The following is a 20,765-nucleotide window of genomic DNA, read 5'->3' as shown; positions in this document are numbered from 1 at the left end:
ACAAAACAGATTCAATTAAACCGAGAATGGGTACTTAATCGCTTCGTGGCACTCGTAACCTTCAACCCAGAAGTCATCCATCGTTACCCAAGTTTCCAAATCTTCTAGAGACTTAATCTCCGGATTGATATGGAACGTAGGGCCCGCTAAAGGCTCACGCTTCAGCTGAATATCACGCATTGGCGCCAGTTGATCTTCATAGATATGAGCATTAACTAGCTTGTGGTAAGCAACACCTGCTTTTTTACCGGTGATTTGTGCCATGATCGCTAGGAACACGTACACTTGAACCATGTTGAAGTTCAGACCTAGTGGTACATCACAAGAGCGCTGAGTACTGTTTAGGTACAGAGTGTCACCAAGTAGAGAGAAATGGTGGCTGTACATACACGGACGCAAGCATCCCATATGGAACTCGCCTGGGTTGTAGAAGTTTAAGATCTCACCACGGTCATCGATACAGTTCGTCAGGTCATCTACAATCTTCTTCAGTTGGTCGATATGACCGCCGTCAGGTTTTGCCCATGCACGGCCTTGAACGCCATAAACACGGCCCATGTCATCTTCACCCTTGCGGTAAGGATTATTCAGCCATGCTTCGTTCAGGTTCGAGTTCGCATCCCAAGTTTTAGTCCCTAGCTTACGAAAATCTTCAGCATTATCGTAACCACGGATGTAGCCAAGCAGTTCAGCAACTGCCGCTTTCCAAAAGCTCTTACGCGTTGTGACAAGTGGGAACTGGTTGTTACCAACATCATATTCAAGGTCAGCATTGATCACGGTTAGGCAGCGCTTGCCCGTGCGTTCATTTTCAATCCAAGTACCGTTATCAACGATACGCTGACAGAGATCTAAATACTGTTTCACACCAATTCCTTACTTCGTCTGTTGTGGTAATTCGTCTTTGTAGTGACCACGCTTGTATGCCCAAACCATCATCAGCGCACCGATGATAACCATTGGCAATGACAGGATTTGTCCCATAGAGATAAAGCCGCCGAACAAGCCTAGATGTGCATCTGGTTCACGTACGTATTCTACTAAGAAGCGGAATGTACCATATCCTGCAAGGAATAACCCTGATACAGAACCAAGAGGACGCGGCTTTTTGATAAACCAGTTCAAGATGAAGAACAGCACAATACCTTCAAGCGCCATTTCATAAAGCTGAGATGGGTGACGAGGAAGTGGACCGCCATTCGGGAATACGATAGCCCATGGTACATCCGTAACACGGCCCCATAGCTCACTGTTCATGAAGTTACCTAAACGGCCCATACCTAAACCAAAGGGTACCAATGGTGCAATCATGTCTGCGACGCCAAAGAAAGTGCGACCATTCTTTTTCGCATACCAGAACATTGCGGTAATAACACCAAGCAACCCGCCGTGGAAAGACATACCGCCAGTCCACACTTTGAATAGGTAAAGTGGGTCGGCTAGGAAAAGATCAAAATTGTAGAACAGTACATAGCCAATACGACCACCCAGCACCACACCTAGAAAGCCAGCGAACAATAAGTCTGAGACTTGCTCGCGAGTCCAACCACTACCCGGCTGATCAGCTCGGCGATTTGCTAGCCAAAGAGCAAACATAAAACCGACAAGGTACATTAGGCCGTACCAACGAACTGAGATTGGTCCTAGTTCAATAAGAACAGGATCGATATTTGGGAATTCGATAAAACCCTGAGACATACTTGGCTCTCTATCTAAATTGAATAACGGTTAGCTCAATGGCTAACAGAAAAGACACTACAGCAGCATTGTGGCTGCTATAAACATTAAAAATACCGCAAAGAATTTCTTTAGCACAGGGGTTGGTAATTGAGTGGCCAGCTTCGCCCCCACTCGCGTCGTCAGTACTGATGTACACGATATCGCAATCAAGGCAGGTAGGTAGACATAACCAAGGCTAAACGCAGGCAGCCCCTCGACAGACGAGCCATGCCAAATAAAGCCTAGCATTCCAGAGATAGCGATCACGAAACCACACACTGAAGATGAACCCACTGCCTTACGCATTTCCACACCATGATGGTTAAGGAAAGGTACAGACAACGACCCCCCCCCAATACCCGCTAAGCTTGATACCAAACCAATACCGCCGCCACATAACATGGTTTTAGCTGAACCTGGCATCGCTTTCTGACTCTTAGAGCGAATCGACAATAGCATTTGTAAAGCCAACATCAACACGATCATACCGAATACTTTTGGCAGATACTGAGCCGGAATCACTTCGGCCACAAAAGAGCCGAGGAAACCACCGACAACCACTCCTGGCATTAACCACTTAACGACAAAGATATCCACGTTACCCAACTTTAAGTGGTTAATCGCAGACGATCCCGACGTAACAATAATTGTGGATAGCGACGTAGCCAGTGCCATTTGCATTGCAAACTCTTGAGGTATACCCGCTTTAGGAAGCAAAAACAGTAAGGCCGGAACCACCAGCAAACCACCACCAATGCCTAGCAAGCCAGCTAAAACACCAACAATAGCACCAAGGCCTGCTAACAAGCCTATCAGTTCATATGACACGTTAAATCCTATTTTTTACCTGCTCGAATGAAGCCTGTAAATTCACGCTCTTCGAAATAGTTCAGCATCATACTATAGATGTCACTACCATACGGTTTTGAAAGTGCCTTATTTGCCAAATCCTGTAATTCAGCCAAGTTCGATTGACGAATCAAATATTTGGTTCTTGCGACATTCGAGGTATTCATACTTAACGTCTCATACCCCAATCCAATCAATAGCAGCGCGCCCATCGGGTCACCGGCTAATTCGCCACAAATACACACAGGTAATTGATATTGCTTACAAGTATCATGAATTTGTTTTAATGCCATGATCACCGCAGGGTGCATTGATTCATAGACATCGGATACTCGTGAATTGTTCCGATCAACCGCTAATAAATATTGGGTTAAGTCGTTGGTACCAACTGAAACGAAGTCGACCTTATGCGCAATCAACGGCAATATGTACAGCATGGACGGCACTTCAATCATGATACCAACGCGAGGCATACGCACTCGGTTATCAAGCTCATGCACTTCGTCATACGCTTGTTCAATCAGCTGTAGCGCGTCATCCAATTCCTGAGCACCTGAGAGCATCGGCAGCAAAATACTCAAATTATGGCTTTCACAACTCGCACGTAGCATGGCACGTAACTGAATAATAAAGATGTCAGGATGATCGAGCGTAAAACGAATACCACGCCAACCAAGGAATGGATTGTCCTCTTCGATAGGAAAATAAGGTAAGGCCTTATCACCACCGATATCGAGTGTACGCATCACCACTTGTTTCTCTGGGTAACTTGCCAGCACAGAACGATACTGCTTGAATTGTTCATCCTCTGACGGGAATCTTTGCTGCAACAAGAAAGAGATTTCAGTTCGATACAGCCCTACTCCATCAACGCCTTGGTTGATAGCGATGTTAGTGTCTGCACTCAAGCCCGCATTAAGCAGGATCTCGACTTGCTTGTCGTCTTGGGTTTTTGCCGGAAGGTACAGCTCGCGATTGACCATAGAGGAGAGCTCACTCTCTTCCAGAATCAGCCCTCGATACTCTTTGAGCAGGCTTTTAGTCGGCTCAATAAAGATCTCACCGCTATACCCATCAACAATCGCTCGCTTACCATTAGCTTGAGCTAGGTTGAGATTTACCCCCATGACTGAAGGTATGCCAAGCGCTCGAGATAAAATCGCTGCGTGCGAGTTCGCCGCCCCTTCCAAAGAAATAACCGCCAAGAGCTTTTCTTTGGGAATAGACGCTAATACCGAAGCGGTTAACTCACGAACCACTAGAATAATCGGCTTATCTAAGGTGCGGAGTTCATGTTCAGAGTTATGGAGGAAATAGAGCAGCCTTTGTCCGAGCTCTCGGATATCTTGCGCTCTCTCACGAAGATACACATCTGACATACGAGCAAAGCGATTCGAATAGCTCTCAACAACCTGTCTTAATGCCCAATCGGCTTTATCGCCCTTCTGAATTTGACTCTTCAGATCCTTACGCAACATAGGATCGTTGAGTAAGTGAGTAAACAGGTCAAAGATCGCCAACGCATCTTTATTGATTTCGCTATCTAAGCGCTTTCGCATGCGCTTAAAGTCATTGAGGGCGTTTTCAACCGCTACCGCCAACAACTCATGCTCTCTCTCTACATTGAGCGTCGAAGCAGGATAAACATCGGTGAGTTCAGGCTGAGTATTGTCCCACCACAAATCACCAATCGCCACACCCGATGAAGCTGCAATACCTTTAGTCGCAGGTAGTTTCTGTTGCTCTAACAGCCAATGACCTTGAGTTTGGGCGTGCGCCACAATAACGGCAAGTTGTGCTGAGAGCGTGACAAGGAAAGATTCTTCCATCTCACTGAATAAACGAGAGGTCTTCTGTTGAATAACCAATACACCAAGCACTTGCTTGCGGTGGATAATCGGAGTGCCGAGAAAAGAGTGATAGACGTTTTCTCCAAGCTCTGGAAAAAACTTATAAGCAGGGTGAGCAGACGCTTGTGCAAGGTTGATAGGTTCAGCACTTCTTTTAACAAGGCCAACCAGACCTTCGTCAAAACCAATGTGAATGCTATTACCTTTGAAGATCAGGCCTTGAGTTGCCATCAACTCAAGGCGCTGCATATCATTATTTGCCAAATACACGGTGCAACATTCCGTCTGCATCGCACTGCATGTCTCTTTAACCAAAATATCAAGAGCCGTCGACACATCTTCAACTCTTGATACGTGTTCAACTATTTCCCTTAGTTGACTGAGCATGCTTAACCTCTACGCAATTTGCGCTTTCCTTTTATTTTTCGCTCTTTAAACGGCATTGCTAAAGATGCGAACTCTTTCATCGCTCGACGGTACACATCTCGCTTGAAAGAAACAACTTGTCGAACTGGGTACCAGTAACTCACCCAACGCCAACCATCAAACTCAGGTGTACTTCCACGCTGCATATTGATATGCGATTCATCGCAATCTAAGCGCAAAAGGAACCACTTCTGTTTTTGTCCAATACAGACAGGTTTAGAATCCCACCGAACCAGTCGTTTGGGTAGCTTGTAGCGTAACCAATGACGACTTGTCGCGACGATCTTTACATCCTTTTTGGTAAGGCCAACCTCTTCATACAACTCGCGGTACATTGCTTGTTCCGGAGTCTCACCTTCATCTATTCCCCCTTGAGGGAATTGCCATGAATGTTGCCCGTATCGTTTAGCCCAGAAGACCTGACCATGGTTGTTACAGATTACAATACCAACATTTAATCGGTAACCATCGCCATCTATCACTGGCCAACCTCTATCTAAATTTTTAATTACTCTGATTTTTCCACATATCCCCAATCGGAGCAAACTTAGTGACGTGATAAGCGCTATATTTATGAATAATAACTAGGAATATGGATAAGTTTTGCTCAAGTTCTAGTTACCCACACAATAGTGAGACATAGACCACATTTATTCACCTTTTCTGTGAATAACTATGTGAAGAATTACCCGCAATCGTTTTTTTTAATCCATAGATTCATCAACACCAAAAACGAAAAATCAATCAACTTCATTTTATTTTCATACAAATCAATAAATTAAAATATTATTTTGGTTTTAAAAAACATTAGCAATGTAAAAGATCTTTCAGAAACCTGACATGGTTAAAGATCAACCACTCCGATGTTTATCCACACTACCAAGTGAAAGATTCATTTTGAACCCCATTTGGCAAGCATTTTATCCACCATAAACCCCTGTTTATTTATCCACTAAATTAATATTTCAATTAATTACCTTTATGTCCTGTGGATAACCCTGACTTTGATCCCTTCCCTTGCAAGGAGATCATTTCTTAACCAGTCGTCATTTGGTGATAACTTCTGATAAAATCGTTTTTTTGATCATGCCTTTTATTATGAAACCAGAACCACAAACACAACAAGAGCTGTTAGAGCGCGCATATGCTATCGCCGGAATGACCTTTAAAGAGCTTGCTGATGAAGCCGAGATGGTGATGCCAAATGACCTTAAGCGTGATAAAGGCTGGGTTGGGCAGCTATTGGAGTGGCACTTGGGTGCACCTGCAGGCAGCAAGCCAGAACAAGATTTTGCCAAGCTCGGGATCGAGCTAAAAAGCATTCCGATTGGCTACTCTGGCAAGCCACTCGAAACCACCTTTGTGTGTGTTGCGCCTTTGATGGGCGTGCAAGGCATAACTTGGGAAACCAGCCACGTTCGAAACAAGTTATCTAAAGTGTTGTGGATCCCTGTCGAGGGGGAAAGAGAGATCCCGCTAGCTGAGAGGCATGTAGGCTCCCCTTTATTATGGACGCCTAGCCAAGCTGAAGACGAACTCTTGAAAAGAGATTGGGAAGAGCTGATGGAGTTGATTGTTTTAGGCAATGTTGAGCAGATAACAGCAAGACACGGTGAAGCACTGCATTTACGTCCAAAAGCCGCCAACAGTCGAGTGTTAACAGAAGCTTACGGTGCAAGTGGAAAACCAATCAAAACTAAACCACGTGGTTTCTATCTACGAACTCAATTCACCCACAAATTGCTGACAACACATTACGCATAGGTCGTTTTAACACGCCTCAAAGATCTGATGATCAATATGTTATAAACCGTCGGTACTAAAAAACGAGTTCTAATGAGGTTTGAGCGCCAGTTCAATGTCGCAGTAGCTTTGGCTTGGTTCATTACCAAACTCGTCATACGCGTTGTGCAAGCGAAGGTAGGCCTTTTCAAAGCCGAGCCGGAGTAACTCCTCTTTCACTTGATCCAAGGATCCAAAGTGAAGCGGCTCGCCATCTTGCTTTACCGGTTCTAGCTTGTGTTTATACTCCACCGCCAATAGATACTCTGAGATATCAGAACAACCAATAACGTACACTTTGGGTGTTTGATAAGAGTCTTTGTGCTCTCCATGTAACCACATGTCTAATTGATGCTTTTGCATAGCCAGCCTCCCTTGCTCTCTAAAGCTTAGTAGAACTCTATTTCTTTACTAGGGCGTGTTGATTTTTCTCGATTAAAAAACCAAAAAAGAGAAGCAAAAGCTTCTCTTTTTTGGTCAGTTCTAGTTCAAAAGCTTACACTTTCGACGCCATAACTATCCCTGTGACTTATCTAAGGGGTTGAAAGGTGCTATCAACCCCACAGATTACGTCGGTATTCGAGCACTTAGAACACGACGAAGGTGACGTACTCGACGTTCAATAGTGACGACTTCTGGCTCAGAAAAACCAATAGGTCGACCGTCAGCTTCAAGACCAATATCTCTTAATAAGTGAGTATTGTTCCATGGTAGATCATATGAACTACGACGAACTTTTCGTTGCCATTCACGCTCTTCACGACGAAGGTCTGCACGGATAAGGACTGTTGCTAATTTTAAATATACTGAGTGACGCATAATAACTCTCCAGTTGTTGAATAAACTGAGGAAAAATAGCGTGTTAGATAGTATGAGGGCTTCTCATTTAGCTGCTATTTTTCCGCAGCCAAATAAGGATACGGATCTATTAGTTAGGTTTATCTTGGGTGTTTCGATCGGCCATGGCTGATGTTTGTGACATAACAGTCACCATGTCAGAACACGGATCAAACGAAGCGCAAATATGCTGTATAAAATCGAAATGTTTCATTTGCGCCTCCAAACTAACTAAAAAATCCAAAAAGAAATGGGTAGTAAAAGCAGACAAGTCTTTGTTAAATCGCTGCTTTCACGGTTAAAGTCTAACCAAGTGAGTATATTATTCAACCGATAATTGGTTAACATTTTCAAAACAATGCATTCACCTAAAATATCAGTTGCATATTCATTTATATATAAGATATTCACTATAATTATATAAAATCACAGCATATCTCTCTTAGTCACTGAGAGTTCATCTCTCGATTGTTCGAACATAAACGCATAGATTAGCAACAAAAAAGCCACGCATGATGCGTGGCTCTTAAATTTACACTAACAGACTGAATGACTTAGCAGAGAATTCTACACAACACCCTCAGAAATAAGGCTGTGTTTATTCAGCAAACGGTACATAGTTGCTCGTGATACTCCAAGCTCCTTGGCCGCCAACGAAACCTGTCCACCATAGGACTCCAATACAATCAGCAATGCATCGCGCTCTGAACGCTCACGAATGCTTTTCAAGCTACGGCGTTCATCATTCTGTTTTGGTAAATCGAGTTGGTGATCCTCAATGATCACGGCATCAGACATCAACACAACACGCTTAATCTGATTCATCAGCTCACGGACGTTGCCTGGCCAGTGATAGCGATTCATCGAACGAATGGCATCGTCTGAAAAGCTCTTAGCCTGAGCATTAAACTCTTTCGAGTACTCACGAAGGAAATGATTCGCAAGTACTGAAATATCACTCACACGTTCTTTCAGGCTAGGGACATGAATACGCAGAACATTGATGTAGTGGTAGAGCTCTTCATTGAAGTCACCTTCGATCAACGCCTTCTCTATATCAGAGGAATTCGCAGCCAGAATACGTACATCGACAGATTTAGGCCCATTCGCGGTTTCAATCTTACCTTCTTGCAAAAAGCGCAACAGGTTCAATTGTTGATTGCGCGGCATTGCTAAAACATCATTGAGTAAGATGGTTCCGCCGTCAGCTTCTTCCAACATACAAGGTGTTGTAGCTGGCTGTGCTGAAATACCAAACACCTCAGCCTCTATTCTCATTTCAGATAAGGCACGGCAGTTAACCGTTAAAAATGGTTTCTGAGCTCGTGACGAGTTTTGATGAATAGAACGTGCAATCGTCTCTTTACCTGCCCCACTCTCGCCATAAATTAAGATACTTACATCTGTCGGGCCAATACGCTTCACTTGGTCTCTCAGGCGCTTCACAGCTACAGAATCACCTAGTAGGCCCATGTTGTTATTGATGCCGTAGTTTGGCCATACCTTCTGCTCAAGCTTAAGCATACCCAGTTGGTGACCAATGGTACTTAACAACTGAGCATCTGGTATTGGTGCCGTGAAAAAGTCGATACAGAAGTTAACGATAAACTGGCAGATCGTATCAGAGCTTAATTGAGATTCACGGATAAAGGCGAGCCATCTCACCTGCTTGTTATTGCTCACAAGGTTAGCAATACCATTGAGACTGAACTCATCATGACTAAGATCGACAATACCAATACATGGGCCGATATCAGCAATCAAGGCATCGGCTTTTCGTAAATCTGCACACTGGGTACACTGCCAACCCACTTGTTCTAACACTGATAACCAGGGTTCGTACGCACCACCAACGACGATAAGAGAACCTGGTAAGGAATCCATCTTAAATTGAGTTCCCATCCTTCTTCCTTATTCTATTTTTATTTAAATCAGGCTAATACGAGTCAATGCTTCATCGTTCGACAAAATGCCACGAGATCGTATTCAGCGCAGAGACGTATAGTAGTGAGACTATCTTAGATTTTATGTCTCAATAGTAAGACTATGTCAGAAATAACGATTTTTCGAATCAAGAGTGCGGTACAGACTAGGTTTTGAAGCCCAAAAACAGAAAAAGCCACCCGAAGGTGGCTTTTTAATTTTGTGGGCTGCTACGACCCTTAAGCAAGAATTACGCTTGTGGACGCATTGCCGGGAACAAGATCACGTCACGGATTGTGTGCGTGTTTGTAAATAGCATTGCTAGACGGTCGATACCGATACCTTGACCCGCTGTTGGCGGTAGGCCGTGCTCAAGAGCTGTGATGTAGTCTGCATCGTAGTACATTGCTTCGTCATCGCCTGCGTCTTTCGCGTTAACTTGCGCTTTAAAACGCTCGTCTTGGTCTTGTGCATCGTTAAGCTCAGAGAAGCCGTTCGCTACTTCACGGCCACCGATGAAGAATTCAAAACGGTCTGTGAAGAACGGGTTGTCATCGCTACGGCGAGCTAGAGGAGAGATGTCCGCAGGGTAGCCAGTGATGAACGTTGGTTGAATTAGCTGAGGCTCAGCCGTTTCACCAAAGATCTCTTCAAGAAGCTGACCACATGTCCAGAACGTTTCTACGTCTACGTGTACAGATTTAGCGATAGCTACCATCTTCTCACGGTCTTGCAGATCTGCCTCTGTTAGCGCTTGAATCTCTGCGTGCTCAGGGTTGTAGTGTTTGATTGCATCGAACATGCTCATACGAGCGTAAGTGCCACCGAACTCAACTGTTTCATCACCGTAAGGCATAGAAGTAGAACCAAGAACGTCCATTGCTGCCGTGCTTAACATCTCTTCAGTCAGATCCATAAGGTCTTTGTAGTCAGAGTACGCTTGGTAGAATTCCATCATTGTGAATTCTGGGTTGTGACGTGGAGACAAACCTTCGTTACGGAAGTTACGGTTGATCTCGAATACACGGTCAAAACCACCAACCACTAGACGCTTAAGGTAAAGCTCAGGTGCAACACGTAGGTACATGTCGATGTCTAGTGCGTTGTGGTGAGTGATGAATGGACGTGCAGTCGCACCACCCGGGATCACGTGCATCATTGGCGTTTCAACTTCTAGGTAGCCTTTTGAGCTCATGAAGTTACGGATTGAAGATACAAGCTTAGAACGCACGATGAATGCATTGCGAGAATCTTCGTTCACGATTAGGTCAACGTAACGCTGACGGTAACGCATCTCTTGGTCAGTTAGACCGTGGAACTTCTCTGGTAGAGGGCGAAGTGCTTTAGTCAGCAATTCAAACTCTTCCATGTTCACGTAAAGGTCACCTTTACCTGATTTGTGAAGCGCACCTTTAACACCGATGATGTCACCGATATCTAGGCCTTGGTACTTCTCTTTCAGTACTTTTTGTACGTCTTTCGCTGCGTATGCTTGGATACGACCAGAAGTTTCTTGAATCGCAAGGAATGGACCACGCTTCGCCATAACACGACCAGCGATCGCAACGATGTGGTTGAGCTCTTCTAGCTCTTCCTTAGTCTTCTCACCGAATTCCGCTTGAAGATCGCCAGCTAGGTGCTCACGACGGAAGTCATTTGGGTGACCGTTAGCTTTGCAGTTTTGGCGGATGTGATCCAGCTTGCTGCGGCGCTCAGCGATTAGTTTGTTCTCTTCAGGTGAAGAAGCTTCTTGTGCGTTTTCGTTTTGAACAGCATCAGTCATTAGAGATGTACCCTGCTTTTAAAATTTGGACAGCTATATTTTTGCAAATATAGGCATTTTTACCAATATTATTGGTAAAGCTTAATAGTTGGTAAAGCTTACAGACCTGATTTCAGGCTAGCTTCAATAAACTTGTCTAAGTCACCGTCAAGAACCGCTTGAGTATTACGGTTTTCGATGCCGGTGCGTAAATCTTTGATACGAGAATCATCCAGTACGTAAGAGCGGATTTGACTGCCCCAACCGATGTCTGATTTGGTTTCTTCGCTCGCTTGTTTTTCAGCATTTTGTTTTTGAATCTCAAGTTCAAAAAGCTTAGCACGTAGCTGCTTCATCGCTTGATCTTTGTTCTTATGCTGCGAACGGTCATTCTGACATTGAACCACGGTGTTAGTCGGAACGTGAGTAATACGTACCGCCGATTCCGTGGTGTTTACGTGCTGACCACCAGCGCCAGAGGCACGGTATACGTCAATACGTAGGTCAGAAGGATTAATGTCGATCGTAATGTTGTCATCAATCTCAGGATAGATAAACGCAGATGCAAATGAAGTATGACGACGACCACTTGAATCAAATGGTGACTTACGAACTAGACGGTGAACACCAGTCTCTGTGCGTAACCAACCGTAAGCGTACTCACCAGAAATACGTACCGTTGCGCCTTTAAGGCCAGCAACATCACCATCCGACACTTCGATAACTTCAGTCTTGAAGCCTTTCGAATCTGCCCAACGTAAGTACATACGCAACATCATTGAAGTCCAGTCTTGAGCTTCTGTACCGCCCGAACCTGACTGTAAATCGATGTAGCAATCTGATGCATCGTGATCACCAGAGAACATACGACGAAATTCCAGCTTCTCTAGCTTAGCTTCTAGCTCAGCCAGTTCTGGTTCAATTTCGTCAAACGTTTCTTGATCTTCTTCTTCAACCGCAAGCTCTAATAGGCCATCAACATCCTCAACACCTTGGTCAAGTTGGTCGATCGTTTCTACTACCGCTTCCAATGCAGAACGTTCTTTACCTAGCGCTTGAGCACGCTCAGGTTCGTTCCATACATCCGGTTGTTCTAATTCTGCGTTTACTTCTTCTAGACGCTCTTGCTTAGCGTCATAGTCAAAGATACCCCCTCAGGATATTTGTGCGCTCAGACACATCCTGCAGACGGTTTTTTATAGGATTGATTTCAAACATTTTAGCTCATCATTTATGAGTAGAATTTAACCGAAGAATTGTACTCAAAAGTGTGACGGAGATACAGAATTTTTTAGAGTGGTGAACCAAGATTCAACAACTTAATCGGATATAAAATTGACAGGCAGAAAAAACACCTAAAATTTGTAAGGGCAGAAAGGAAAACAAGCCCTGTTTTTGAACAGAGCTTGTTGAATTTAGCGCTAAATGATTAACATTATTCAGCCGAGAGCTGGCTATTTAGCTTCGATGTGATCAATCATCAACTGCAGCGATTGGTTACCACGAAACTCGTTGATATCGAGCTTAAATGCAAGGTGAACCGTTTTCACTGACGCATCAGGCCAACGACGCAAATCCACGTTAAAGGCAATACCATCAATCATCACATTGGTTGGGTGGCCTTTGTATAACGGCTCGAGCATCAGCTTAAGGTGCTTTTCACCCACCAGTTTTTGATGTAGCACTTTAAACTCACCGTCGAAGATGGGCTCAGGGAATGCTTGTCCCCAAGGACCACCTGAACGCAACGTTTCAGCGGTGTGCATCGAAAACTCTTCAGGTAACAGCTCACCATCAGACAAAATAATGCCCTTCAGTGCTGTTTCTCCAAGCTCATTCTTCACGACATCATTGAACAGCTTGCTGAAGCGTTCAAAATCCTTTTCCATGATGGTTAAACCCGCCGCCATTGCGTGGCCACCAAACTTAAGAATCAAGCCTGGGTTTTGAGTGTCAATTCGGTCTAAAGCATCACGCATGTGCAAACCCGGAATCGAACGACAAGAGCCTTTAATACTACCTTCGCCGCCATCTGCAAACGCAATCACTGGGCGGTGGTATTTGTCTTTGATACGCGAAGCCAAGATACCAATCACACCTTGGTGCCAATCACGTTGGAACAGGGCTAAACCAGAAGGCAGGTCGTCTTTACCAAACTCAAGGCGCTCACAAAAAGCCATCGCTTCTTGCTTCATGCCCTCTTCGATCTCTTTACGAGTTTGGTTCAATCCATCCAACTCACTCGCCATACGACGCGCAGCATGGATGTTGTTACTCATTAGCAGCTCAACACCAAAAGACATGTCATCCAGTCGACCAGCTGCATTGATACGAGGACCAAGAGCAAAGCCAAAATCAGACGCCACCAAACGCTTAGCGTCTCGCTTAGCAATTTCGATCAAGGCTTGAATGCCCGGACGAGCTTTACCCGCTCGAATACGTTGTAACCCTTGATGAACCAAGATTCGGTTATTCTCATCGAGCGGAACAACATCGGCAACAGTACCCAACGCCACAAGGTCAATCAGTTCCATCAACTTAGGTTCTGTCATGCCGTGTTGAGCAAACCAGTTCAACTTACGCATGTGAACACACAGCGCCATCATCAGATAGAACGCAACTCCTACACCCGCTAGAGCTTTTGAAGGAAAAGCGCAGCTCTCAAGGTTCGGGTTCACCATCGCATCAACCATTGGCAGTTCATTACCCGGCAAGTGGTGATCGGTAACCAGGACTTCTAGTCCTTTCTCTTTGGCAAAACGCACACCTTCAATCGAAGATACACCGTTATCAACCGTCATGATCACTTCAGCGCCAAGCTCGATTGCCTGTTCGACAACCTCAGGGCTCAAACCATAACCATCTTCAAAACGGTTTGGTACCAGATAATCGACGTTAGAGCTGCCCAGCATACGCAAAGCAAGCACTGACAAGGCTGAACTGGTCGCGCCATCAGCATCAAAGTCACCAACAATGATGATACGTTTTTGATGCTGAATCGCGTTGAACAACAACTCAACTGCAGCATCAATACCGCCCAGTTTCTGATAAGAGTGCAAGCCTTTCGCAGCAGTCTCTAGTTGGTCAGCATTGTCGATACCACGACTCACATAGATGCGCTTTAACAAGTCAGGTAAGTGAGCAGGTAAAACTGAAATGTCGACCTCAGGACGGCGTTGGATCTCTATCATATAAAAATGGGCCCAATATCAATCAGGCCACTCCTTAAATCAAAAACATGGGGGGATAAATTGGCAATACAGAAAACGAGATTATTGCTCTAAACTTTGAAGCAGTTGTGCTGGCGGTAAGTAACCACTCACCAACTCACCACTTGCTAGCACGATAGCCGGTGTACCATTGATGCCAAGTTCACGACCTAATTGGTACTGTTTAGCGATGATCTGCTTCTGTTCTGCTAGGTCTTTGCCAGACGCTGGCATTTGACGGTTGACTTTAGCGTCGTGCATCGCTGTTTTTGGATCATCAGCCGCCCAGATTGCCGCCATTTGATCGGCAACTTGCCCTGTCGCACCTTGGCGTGGGTAAGCCATGTAACGAACGGTAATACCCAGATCGTTGTAGCCCTGCATTTGGCTGTGCAGACGAACACAGTAGCCACAGGTAATGTCAGTAAATACCGTCACAACATACTTTTCGTTATCTGCTTTATATTCGATAACTGTATCCGACATTGCTGCTACTTTTTCTGCATTCAACGGAGCTTGACGCTCAGCCAAAACATCACTGAACTTGCCGTTGTCATCCAAAGAGTAAAGTGTACCGGCTAGAAAATGGTCGCCCTCTGGAGAAGAAAAGATAATGCCGCTGTTGGTTTGAACTTCTAAAAGACCATCGATATCCGAAGGAACAATCTTATCGACCTTAATGCCGATTTTTTCAAAACGCTTAGTTAACGCTGCAGTATCAATAGCTTGAGCTGGAGCAGCTTCTACGGCTGTTGATGTTGTTTCTACTTTCGCTTCTGATGCATTACATGCAGTAATCATGAGAGGAAGCGCTAATAGAGGAAGACGGCGTAATACGCTCATTAAGTTCACCTTAAAAATAAATGGATTTAAGCACGTGGGTGATGCTGTGCGTGAATTTGCTTCAGCCTTTCAGTCGCCACGTGAGTATAAATTTGGGTTGTCGATAAGTCACTATGCCCAAGTAACATCTGTACGACCCTGAGATCTGCACCATAGTTCAGTAAATGAGTCGCAAAAGCGTGTCTCAATACGTGTGGTGACAATAGCTCCGTGTCGATACCAGCGACGACCGAGTAATGTTTGATACGATACCAAAACGTCTGACGGGTCATTTGCTTAGCGCGTTTACTCGGAAAAACCACATCAGAACTGTTTTCGCCAAGCAACTGCGGGCGACCTTGTTCAATAAATGTCTCGATCCAATCCACCGCATTTTCACCCATTGGTACCAAGCGTTCTTTGCCACCCTTACCAATAACACGCACCACGCCCTGTCTTAGGCTGATGTTTTCCATCGTCAAGCTAACCAGCTCTGTAACACGCAAACCGGTTGCATAGAGTAACTCAAGCATCGCCTTATCGCGAAGCTCAATTGGATCGTTCGGATCAGGTGCATCAAGCAAAGCATCAACCTGTTCTTCGCTCAAATCTTTTGGCAAGCGTTGCGGCAGCTTCGGGCTGATCAACAATGCGCTTGGATCATCACCTCTGATTTTCTCGCGATGTAAGTATTGAAACAGGCGACGAATTGCCGACAACATACGAGCACGAGAAGTCTGTTTAAAATCAGCGTCGGCTAACCAACCTTGATAATCCTGTAAACCTGAAAGGCTAATGAAGTCGAGGCGGTAATTGTTCTTTTCCATCCACGCTAATAATTTGGACAAATCGGTACGGTACGAGACAAGCGTATTCTCCGATAATCCTCGCTCCATCCACATAGCATCTAAAAACTGCTCAACGAGACCGTGGTCTGCGCTCTGCCCTTGAGGCGACTGCATAGTGTTACTCACAATATTGGAAACTGTTTTGAGAGTATGCCAGAGCAAATATGAATGCCATAAAAATTACGACTTGAGCGGATAATCGCTGCAATCGAAGTCGATTTATGGTTAGAATTCGCCATCTGAAATTAAAATCGAACGTTTGCTATGAAAATTGGATTATTTTACGGCTCAACCACCTGCTACACAGAAATGGCAGCAGAGAAAATTCGCGGCATTATTGGTGAAGACCTAGTTGATATCCATAACGTGAAAGAAACCCCTCTTTCATTGATGGCGGACTACGACCTTTTATTGCTGGGCATCTCGACTTGGGACTTCGGTGAAATCCAAGAAGATTGGAATGAACTGTGGGAAGACATCGCAACCACGCCAATGAAGGGCAAGGTTGTGGCTCTGTTTGGTTTGGGTGACCAAGAAGGCTACGGCGAATGGTTCCTAGATGCGATGGGTCTATTGCATGATGAACTGAAAACCGCAGGAGCAGAGTTCGTTGGCTTCTGGCCAAACGATGACAGCTACGAATTCGAAGCGTCTAAAGCGTTAACGGAAGACAAATCTCAATTTGTTGGTTTGGCGCTTGATGAAGATTCACAATACGAGCTTAGCGACGACCGTATCGCAAGCTGGGTTGAACAAGTACTGGTTGAGTACAGCGAAAAACTATAACCAAACAGAAGTGCCCCCAGCTAAGTAGCTGAATATAAAAAGACCACAGAATACAAAAAGGCCTCATTACTGCGAAGTAATGAGGCCTTTTCTATTTCATCTCGAAGGACAATCTAATCTCAACGGAAGATTAAACAGTCTCTTCAGCCATCTCTTGTTCTGTTGATTTCCCAACAAAGAACATACAGATGATTGCAGCAGTCGTTGGAAGCAACCAACCCATACCAATCTCAAACAGTGGCAGCATCTTAAGTGCAGACACGTCTACACCCGCTACTTTAGCACCATCAATAAGAGCAAACAGCAGTGACACTAATACCACCACGCGGTAAGCCGCTTTTGGATTAGGGAAACGGCTACGCAAGAACGTCAGTGCTACTAAAGCGATAGCGACTGGGTACAGTGCAAACAGTACTGGTACAGACAGAGAAATCAATTGAGAAAGGCCAACGTTCGCAACAGTTGCACAAGCTACACCATTGATGATTACCCAAGTCTTGTAAGACAGAGGCGTTAGTGAGCTGAAGTAATCAGAACATGCTGACACAAGACCAATCGCCGTCGTTAGACACGCCAACAATACGATCACAGAAAGTACTAGCTGACCAGAAGGACCAAACAACGATTGAACGTAAAGGCTTAAGATAGCACCGCCATTGTCCGCGCCGGCTGCTACTGTTGCACTTGTTGCACCCAGGAAGAATAGAGAGATGTAAACAAACGCTAGACCCGTTGCGGCAATACAACCCGCGCTAATTAGGTACTTAGTTGTCGCTGCACGGTCAGTAATGCCCTTGCTACGAATCGCATCAACAATCAGCATACCAAACATCAAAGCAGCAAAAGTATCCATGGTGTTGTAACCTTCCAGGAAACCTTTGGTCAGTGGCTGAGTAATGTACTCACCGTGAGCCGCAAGAATATCGCCTTGAGGATTAACGAATACAGCAATCGCCAGTACAACCAAACCAACAAACAGTGCTGGTGTTAGTACCTTGCCAATGACGTCAATAAGCTTACCTTGCGACCAAGAGAAAAACATCGCTACTACAAAAAATGCAATCGAAAAGAGAGTTAGGTGAGCTTGAGAGGCATCGATGAAGAACGGTTTCACCGCCATCTCATAGGCAACAAGGCCGGTACGTGGTGCAGCAAATGCAGGACCGATAATGATAAAGATCAGTACAGCCATGATGGTTGCTGCTTTCTTAGGAAGATCTTTAGTTAAGTGACCCCAAGAGCCACCAGCCACTGCGACCGCGACGATAGTGATTAACGGCAGACCAACGGCAGTCAGCAGAAAACCAGACATCGCTGGAAGGAAGTGATCACCAGCCAATTGACCAGCTAGAGGTGGGAAGATGATATTACCCGCACCCAAGAAAAACGCAAAAAGCATAAAGCCCAATGCCATTATATCTGTTAGTTTTAGACTCTGTTTCACAGATAATCCTTAATTATATTTATGAATTTATGTTGTGCTTACATGAATGTTACAGCTCAAAGCTGCCAATCAATCTATAAAATAGTCGCGCATAATGACGAAACAACTGGCTAGCTGCAAGTCACCACACAAAAACACCATATAAATTTGCATATGAGAACAAAAAGCAGTGGATTCCACTAGCTATAGAAAAATAGCCACAATTATAAACTAACCATAATTCACAACAATAGTTTCTCAAGCAGAACATTGATTCATACAAGCGGTTAACATTAGAGCTAATCACTTAAAATATCTCGATACTCAGAACATTAATGAAAGACAAAACAGTGCAGACTAAAAGCTTCAATTTTAAGCAATTCTCAATTTACGGCGGGAAAAGCGGTATGCCAGTCAGTACCGATGGCGTATTACTTGGCGCATGGGTAAGCCTGCCACAAAGATCATGTGTACTCGATATTGGAACAGGAACAGGTCTGCTGGCCTTAATGGCAGCGCAGCGTTTTGAGGATGCTTCAATCTCCGCGATAGATATTGATCAACACGCCATTGATGCTGCCACAGTCAATATTGATCAGTCGCCTTGGCAAGATCGTATCTCCCTTCATCACGACAGCGTGTTAACGGCCGACTTTCCACAAAGGTTTGATGCGATCATCTGTAACCCGCCCTACTTCAACTCTGGAGAACAGGCGCAGCAAAGCCAAAGAGCCACCGCCAGACACTCCGACAGCTTGGATCACCTAGCGCTTGCACAGCGTTGTTTTGAGCTAACCACTGAATTCGCGACTGCCAGTTTCATCCTACCGACGCCTGAAGGGGAAGGTTTTATCAAGTTTGCCGAGCAATGTGGTTGGTATCTAGCAAAACGCCTTGATGTGAAAACAACAGATAAAAAGCCAGCTAGCCGAATTCTATTTGAGTTATCTAAAGATCCTGCTTGCGAGCAAGATTTGCAGCGCGAATCGCTTACAATTCACCAGCAAGATGGTTATAGCGAAGCATTTATTGCGCTCACTAAAGATTTTTATCTCAAGATGTAGCAAATACCATGTGATCCTAATCACTAATGCTTCTATAATGTCCGACTACTCTTTTTTATCGTCTGCTTTTGAGGCAGAAACATTTATTGCTTGTGGAGAAACAACAGTGATCAGAACCTTTGCAGAACTCGATCTAAACCAAGAGCTGCTTAAAGCAATTGACGAAATGGGCTACGAACGTCCAACACAGATACAAGCTGAAGCAATCCCACAAGCGTTAGATGGAAGAGACGTTTTGGCTTCTGCGCCAACAGGTACTGGTAAAACAGCATCATTTGTATTGCCAGCACTGCAATACCTACTGGATTTCCCACGTAAGAAATCTGGCCCTGCACGTATGCTTATCCTGACGCCAACGCGTGAGCTAGCAATGCAGATAACCGAACAAGCACGTGAGCTTGCTAAATACACCAGCCTAAATATCTTCACGATCACGGGCGGTGTGATGTATCAAGAGCATGCAGATATCTTAAGTACGACTCAAGATATCGTAGTAGCAACACCTGGTCGTTTGATGGAATACATTGAAGGCGAGCGTTTTGACTGTCGTGCGATTGAATGGCTGGTTCTAGATGAAGCCGACCGTATGCTAGACATGGGCTTTGGTCCTGTTGTTGACCGTCTGTCTGCAGAATGTCGCTGGCGTAAACAAACTTTACTGTTCTCAGCAACGCTAGAAGGTAAAGGCATTGAAGGCTTCACTGAAGACCTACTGAAAAACCCAGCAGAGATCGATGCGAAATCATCACTTCGTGAGCGTAAGAAAATCACTCAGTGGTACCACCGTGCAGACACAGCAGAGCACAAGCTGAGCATCCTAAAACACATCATCACAGAACAAGCTGAGCGCAGCATCGTATTCTTGAAGACACGTGATCGTCTAGGTGATCTACGAGCTCAACTTGAAAGCGCGCAAATCCCATGTGCATGGATCCAAGGTGAAATGCCTCAAGATCGTCGTAACAACGCGATTGCTCGTTTCCGTGACGGTTCTGTAAACGTACTGCTAGCGACTGACGTTGCTGCTCGTGGTATCGACCTTCCAGACGTAAGCCACGTAATCAACTACGACATGCCACGTACGGCTGACGTATACCTACACCGCATTGGTCGTACAGCTCGTGCTGGTAAAAAAGGTAACGCGGTTTCTATCATTGAAGCGCACGATCAACTGATGATTGAGCGTGTAGCTCGTTACACAGACGAACCAATCAAAGAACGCTTCATCGAAGGCATGCGTCCTACGCATAAGAAAGCGGCGGTGACTAAGAAGAAGAAGCCGAAGAAAGAAGATAAAAAAGCGGTAGAGAAACAAAAAATCGCCAAGAAGAAAAAAATCGCCAAGAAAAAGAAAGCAGCAAAGAAGAAATAATCTAACTGCTTCAACGATTCAATAAAAAAGCCCCATGCAGTTCGCTGCATGGGGCTTTTCTCTATCTGGTTAGTATCTCGCCATAGAGCGTGA

18 protein-coding genes are annotated in these 20,765 nt (G+C 44.9%); 4 read left to right on the top strand and 14 right to left on the bottom strand.

Annotation, left to right across the window (positions count from 1 at the left end; translation table 11 throughout):
* Positions 1-15: 15 nt before the first annotated feature.
* Genes QQ041_RS23435 through rppH form a run of 5 tightly spaced genes read right to left on the bottom strand, consistent with a single transcriptional unit; the run spans position 16 to position 5,326 of the window.
* Positions 16-867: a thymidylate synthase gene (locus QQ041_RS23435; RefSeq protein WP_285955167.1), complete on the bottom strand. Its 852-nt coding sequence runs from the start codon at positions 865-867 to the stop codon at positions 16-18.
* 9 nt (positions 868-876) lie between these two features.
* A complete protein-coding gene (lgt, locus tag QQ041_RS23430; RefSeq protein ID WP_008221585.1) occupies positions 877-1,698 on the bottom strand; it encodes a prolipoprotein diacylglyceryl transferase in 822 nt (273 codons plus the stop codon).
* Between the two features lie 57 nt (positions 1,699-1,755).
* Entirely contained in the window at positions 1,756-2,547 is a 792-nt protein-coding gene (locus QQ041_RS23425; RefSeq protein ID WP_285955166.1) for a sulfite exporter TauE/SafE family protein, read from the bottom strand.
* A gap of 8 nt (positions 2,548-2,555) precedes the next feature.
* Positions 2,556-4,805 (bottom strand): phosphoenolpyruvate--protein phosphotransferase, encoded by a 2,250-nt coding sequence (gene ptsP, locus QQ041_RS23420; RefSeq protein ID WP_285955165.1) that lies wholly within the window; start codon positions 4,803-4,805, stop codon positions 2,556-2,558.
* Between the two features lie 2 nt (positions 4,806-4,807).
* The gene (gene rppH / locus QQ041_RS23415) at positions 4,808-5,326 is read right to left on the bottom strand and encodes an RNA pyrophosphohydrolase (protein WP_017059335.1); all 519 of its coding nucleotides are present in this window, start codon (positions 5,324-5,326) and stop codon (positions 4,808-4,810) included.
* 616 nt (positions 5,327-5,942) lie between these two features.
* Here rppH and mutH point away from each other — a divergent pair.
* Positions 5,943-6,608, top strand: coding sequence for a DNA mismatch repair endonuclease MutH (gene mutH / locus QQ041_RS23410; protein ID WP_048606845.1), 666 nt, complete (start codon positions 5,943-5,945; stop codon positions 6,606-6,608).
* Positions 6,609-6,677: 69 nt separating this feature from the next.
* On the opposite strand, the gene QQ041_RS23405 is transcribed toward mutH, so the two are convergent.
* The 8 genes from QQ041_RS23405 to xerD all read right to left on the bottom strand — a co-directional run bounded on the left by QQ041_RS23405 (position 6,678) and on the right by xerD (position 16,141).
* Positions 6,678-6,989, bottom strand: a complete 312-nt coding sequence (locus QQ041_RS23405; RefSeq protein ID WP_004735016.1) for a DUF6482 family protein — start codon at positions 6,987-6,989, stop codon at positions 6,678-6,680.
* Between the two features lie 204 nt (positions 6,990-7,193).
* Positions 7,194-7,445, bottom strand: coding sequence for a hypothetical protein (locus QQ041_RS23400; RefSeq protein ID WP_004735015.1), 252 nt, complete (start codon positions 7,443-7,445; stop codon positions 7,194-7,196).
* Positions 7,446-8,030: 585 nt separating this feature from the next.
* A complete protein-coding gene (gene vpsR, locus QQ041_RS23395; RefSeq protein WP_086773746.1) occupies positions 8,031-9,365 on the bottom strand; it encodes a cyclic-di-GMP-binding transcriptional regulator VpsR in 1,335 nt (444 codons plus the stop codon).
* Positions 9,366-9,636: 271 nt separating this feature from the next.
* Positions 9,637-11,169: a lysine--tRNA ligase gene (gene lysS, locus QQ041_RS23390; protein WP_060983067.1), complete on the bottom strand. Its 1,533-nt coding sequence runs from the start codon at positions 11,167-11,169 to the stop codon at positions 9,637-9,639.
* A gap of 98 nt (positions 11,170-11,267) precedes the next feature.
* Positions 11,268-12,366 (bottom strand): peptide chain release factor 2 gene (prfB, locus tag QQ041_RS23385; RefSeq protein WP_102300662.1). Its coding sequence is split into 2 segments (ribosomal slippage): positions 11,268-12,290 and positions 12,292-12,366, totalling 1,098 coding nucleotides; the frame shifts between segments, so codons are not numbered across the junction.
* Positions 12,367-12,602: 236 nt separating this feature from the next.
* On the bottom strand, positions 12,603-14,339 hold the full coding sequence (recJ, locus tag QQ041_RS23380) for a single-stranded-DNA-specific exonuclease RecJ (RefSeq protein WP_285955164.1): 1,737 nt from the start codon (positions 14,337-14,339) through the stop codon (positions 12,603-12,605).
* Positions 14,340-14,420: 81 nt separating this feature from the next.
* Entirely contained in the window at positions 14,421-15,200 is a 780-nt protein-coding gene (locus tag QQ041_RS23375) for a thioredoxin fold domain-containing protein (protein WP_285955163.1), read from the bottom strand.
* Between the two features lie 26 nt (positions 15,201-15,226).
* A complete protein-coding gene (gene xerD, locus QQ041_RS23370) occupies positions 15,227-16,141 on the bottom strand; it encodes a site-specific tyrosine recombinase XerD (protein ID WP_285955162.1) in 915 nt (304 codons plus the stop codon).
* Between the two features lie 150 nt (positions 16,142-16,291).
* On the opposite strand from xerD, the gene fldB reads away from it, so the two are divergent.
* Positions 16,292-16,813 carry a flavodoxin FldB gene (gene fldB / locus QQ041_RS23365; protein ID WP_048606779.1) on the top strand — a complete coding sequence of 174 codons (522 nt, stop codon included), beginning with the start codon at positions 16,292-16,294 and terminating at the stop codon, positions 16,811-16,813.
* 130 nt (positions 16,814-16,943) lie between these two features.
* Here fldB and brnQ read toward each other — a convergent pair whose 3' ends face one another.
* Positions 16,944-18,257 (bottom strand): branched-chain amino acid transport system II carrier protein, encoded by a 1,314-nt coding sequence (gene brnQ, locus QQ041_RS23360; RefSeq protein ID WP_285955161.1) that lies wholly within the window; start codon positions 18,255-18,257, stop codon positions 16,944-16,946.
* A 314-nt stretch (positions 18,258-18,571) separates the two neighbouring features.
* Between brnQ and QQ041_RS23355 the strand changes: the two genes are divergently transcribed.
* Positions 18,572-19,300, top strand: a complete 729-nt coding sequence (locus QQ041_RS23355) for a tRNA1(Val) (adenine(37)-N6)-methyltransferase (RefSeq protein ID WP_285955160.1) — start codon at positions 18,572-18,574, stop codon at positions 19,298-19,300.
* A 106-nt stretch (positions 19,301-19,406) separates the two neighbouring features.
* Positions 19,407-20,672, top strand: coding sequence for an ATP-dependent RNA helicase SrmB (gene srmB, locus QQ041_RS23350; RefSeq protein ID WP_060983060.1), 1,266 nt, complete (start codon positions 19,407-19,409; stop codon positions 20,670-20,672).
* The last annotated feature ends 93 nt before the right edge of the window (positions 20,673-20,765 follow it).

The organism is Vibrio sp. TMPB1044 (assembly GCF_030442075.1).
Classification (GTDB): Bacteria; Pseudomonadota; Gammaproteobacteria; order Enterobacterales; family Vibrionaceae; genus Vibrio; species Vibrio satsumensis.
This window is presented reverse-complemented; position numbering and strand designations above follow the sequence as displayed.

What these genes read in the sequence shown, in the direction of transcription:
- QQ041_RS23375 (WP_285955163.1), bottom strand. Translation starts at nt 15,200, where the DNA reads ATGAGCGTATTACGCCGTCTTCCTCTATTAGCGCTTCCTCTCATGATT.
- ptsP (WP_285955165.1), bottom strand. Translation starts at nt 4,805, where the DNA reads ATGCTCAGTCAACTAAGGGAAATAGTTGAACACGTATCAAGAGTTGAA.
- vpsR (WP_086773746.1), bottom strand. Translation starts at nt 9,365, where the DNA reads ATGGGAACTCAATTTAAGATGGATTCCTTACCAGGTTCTCTTATCGTC.
- mutH (WP_048606845.1), top strand. Translation starts at nt 5,943, where the DNA reads ATGAAACCAGAACCACAAACACAACAAGAGCTGTTAGAGCGCGCATAT.
- QQ041_RS23400 (WP_004735015.1), bottom strand. Translation starts at nt 7,445, where the DNA reads ATGCGTCACTCAGTATATTTAAAATTAGCAACAGTCCTTATCCGTGCA.
- lgt (WP_008221585.1), bottom strand. Translation starts at nt 1,698, where the DNA reads ATGTCTCAGGGTTTTATCGAATTCCCAAATATCGATCCTGTTCTTATT.
- fldB (WP_048606779.1), top strand. Translation starts at nt 16,292, where the DNA reads ATGAAAATTGGATTATTTTACGGCTCAACCACCTGCTACACAGAAATG.
- lysS (WP_060983067.1), bottom strand. Translation starts at nt 11,169, where the DNA reads ATGACTGATGCTGTTCAAAACGAAAACGCACAAGAAGCTTCTTCACCT.
- QQ041_RS23405 (WP_004735016.1), bottom strand. Translation starts at nt 6,989, where the DNA reads ATGCAAAAGCATCAATTAGACATGTGGTTACATGGAGAGCACAAAGAC.
- xerD (WP_285955162.1), bottom strand. Translation starts at nt 16,141, where the DNA reads ATGCAGTCGCCTCAAGGGCAGAGCGCAGACCACGGTCTCGTTGAGCAG.
- QQ041_RS23355 (WP_285955160.1), top strand. Translation starts at nt 18,572, where the DNA reads ATGAAAGACAAAACAGTGCAGACTAAAAGCTTCAATTTTAAGCAATTC.
- recJ (WP_285955164.1), bottom strand. Translation starts at nt 14,339, where the DNA reads ATGATAGAGATCCAACGCCGTCCTGAGGTCGACATTTCAGTTTTACCT.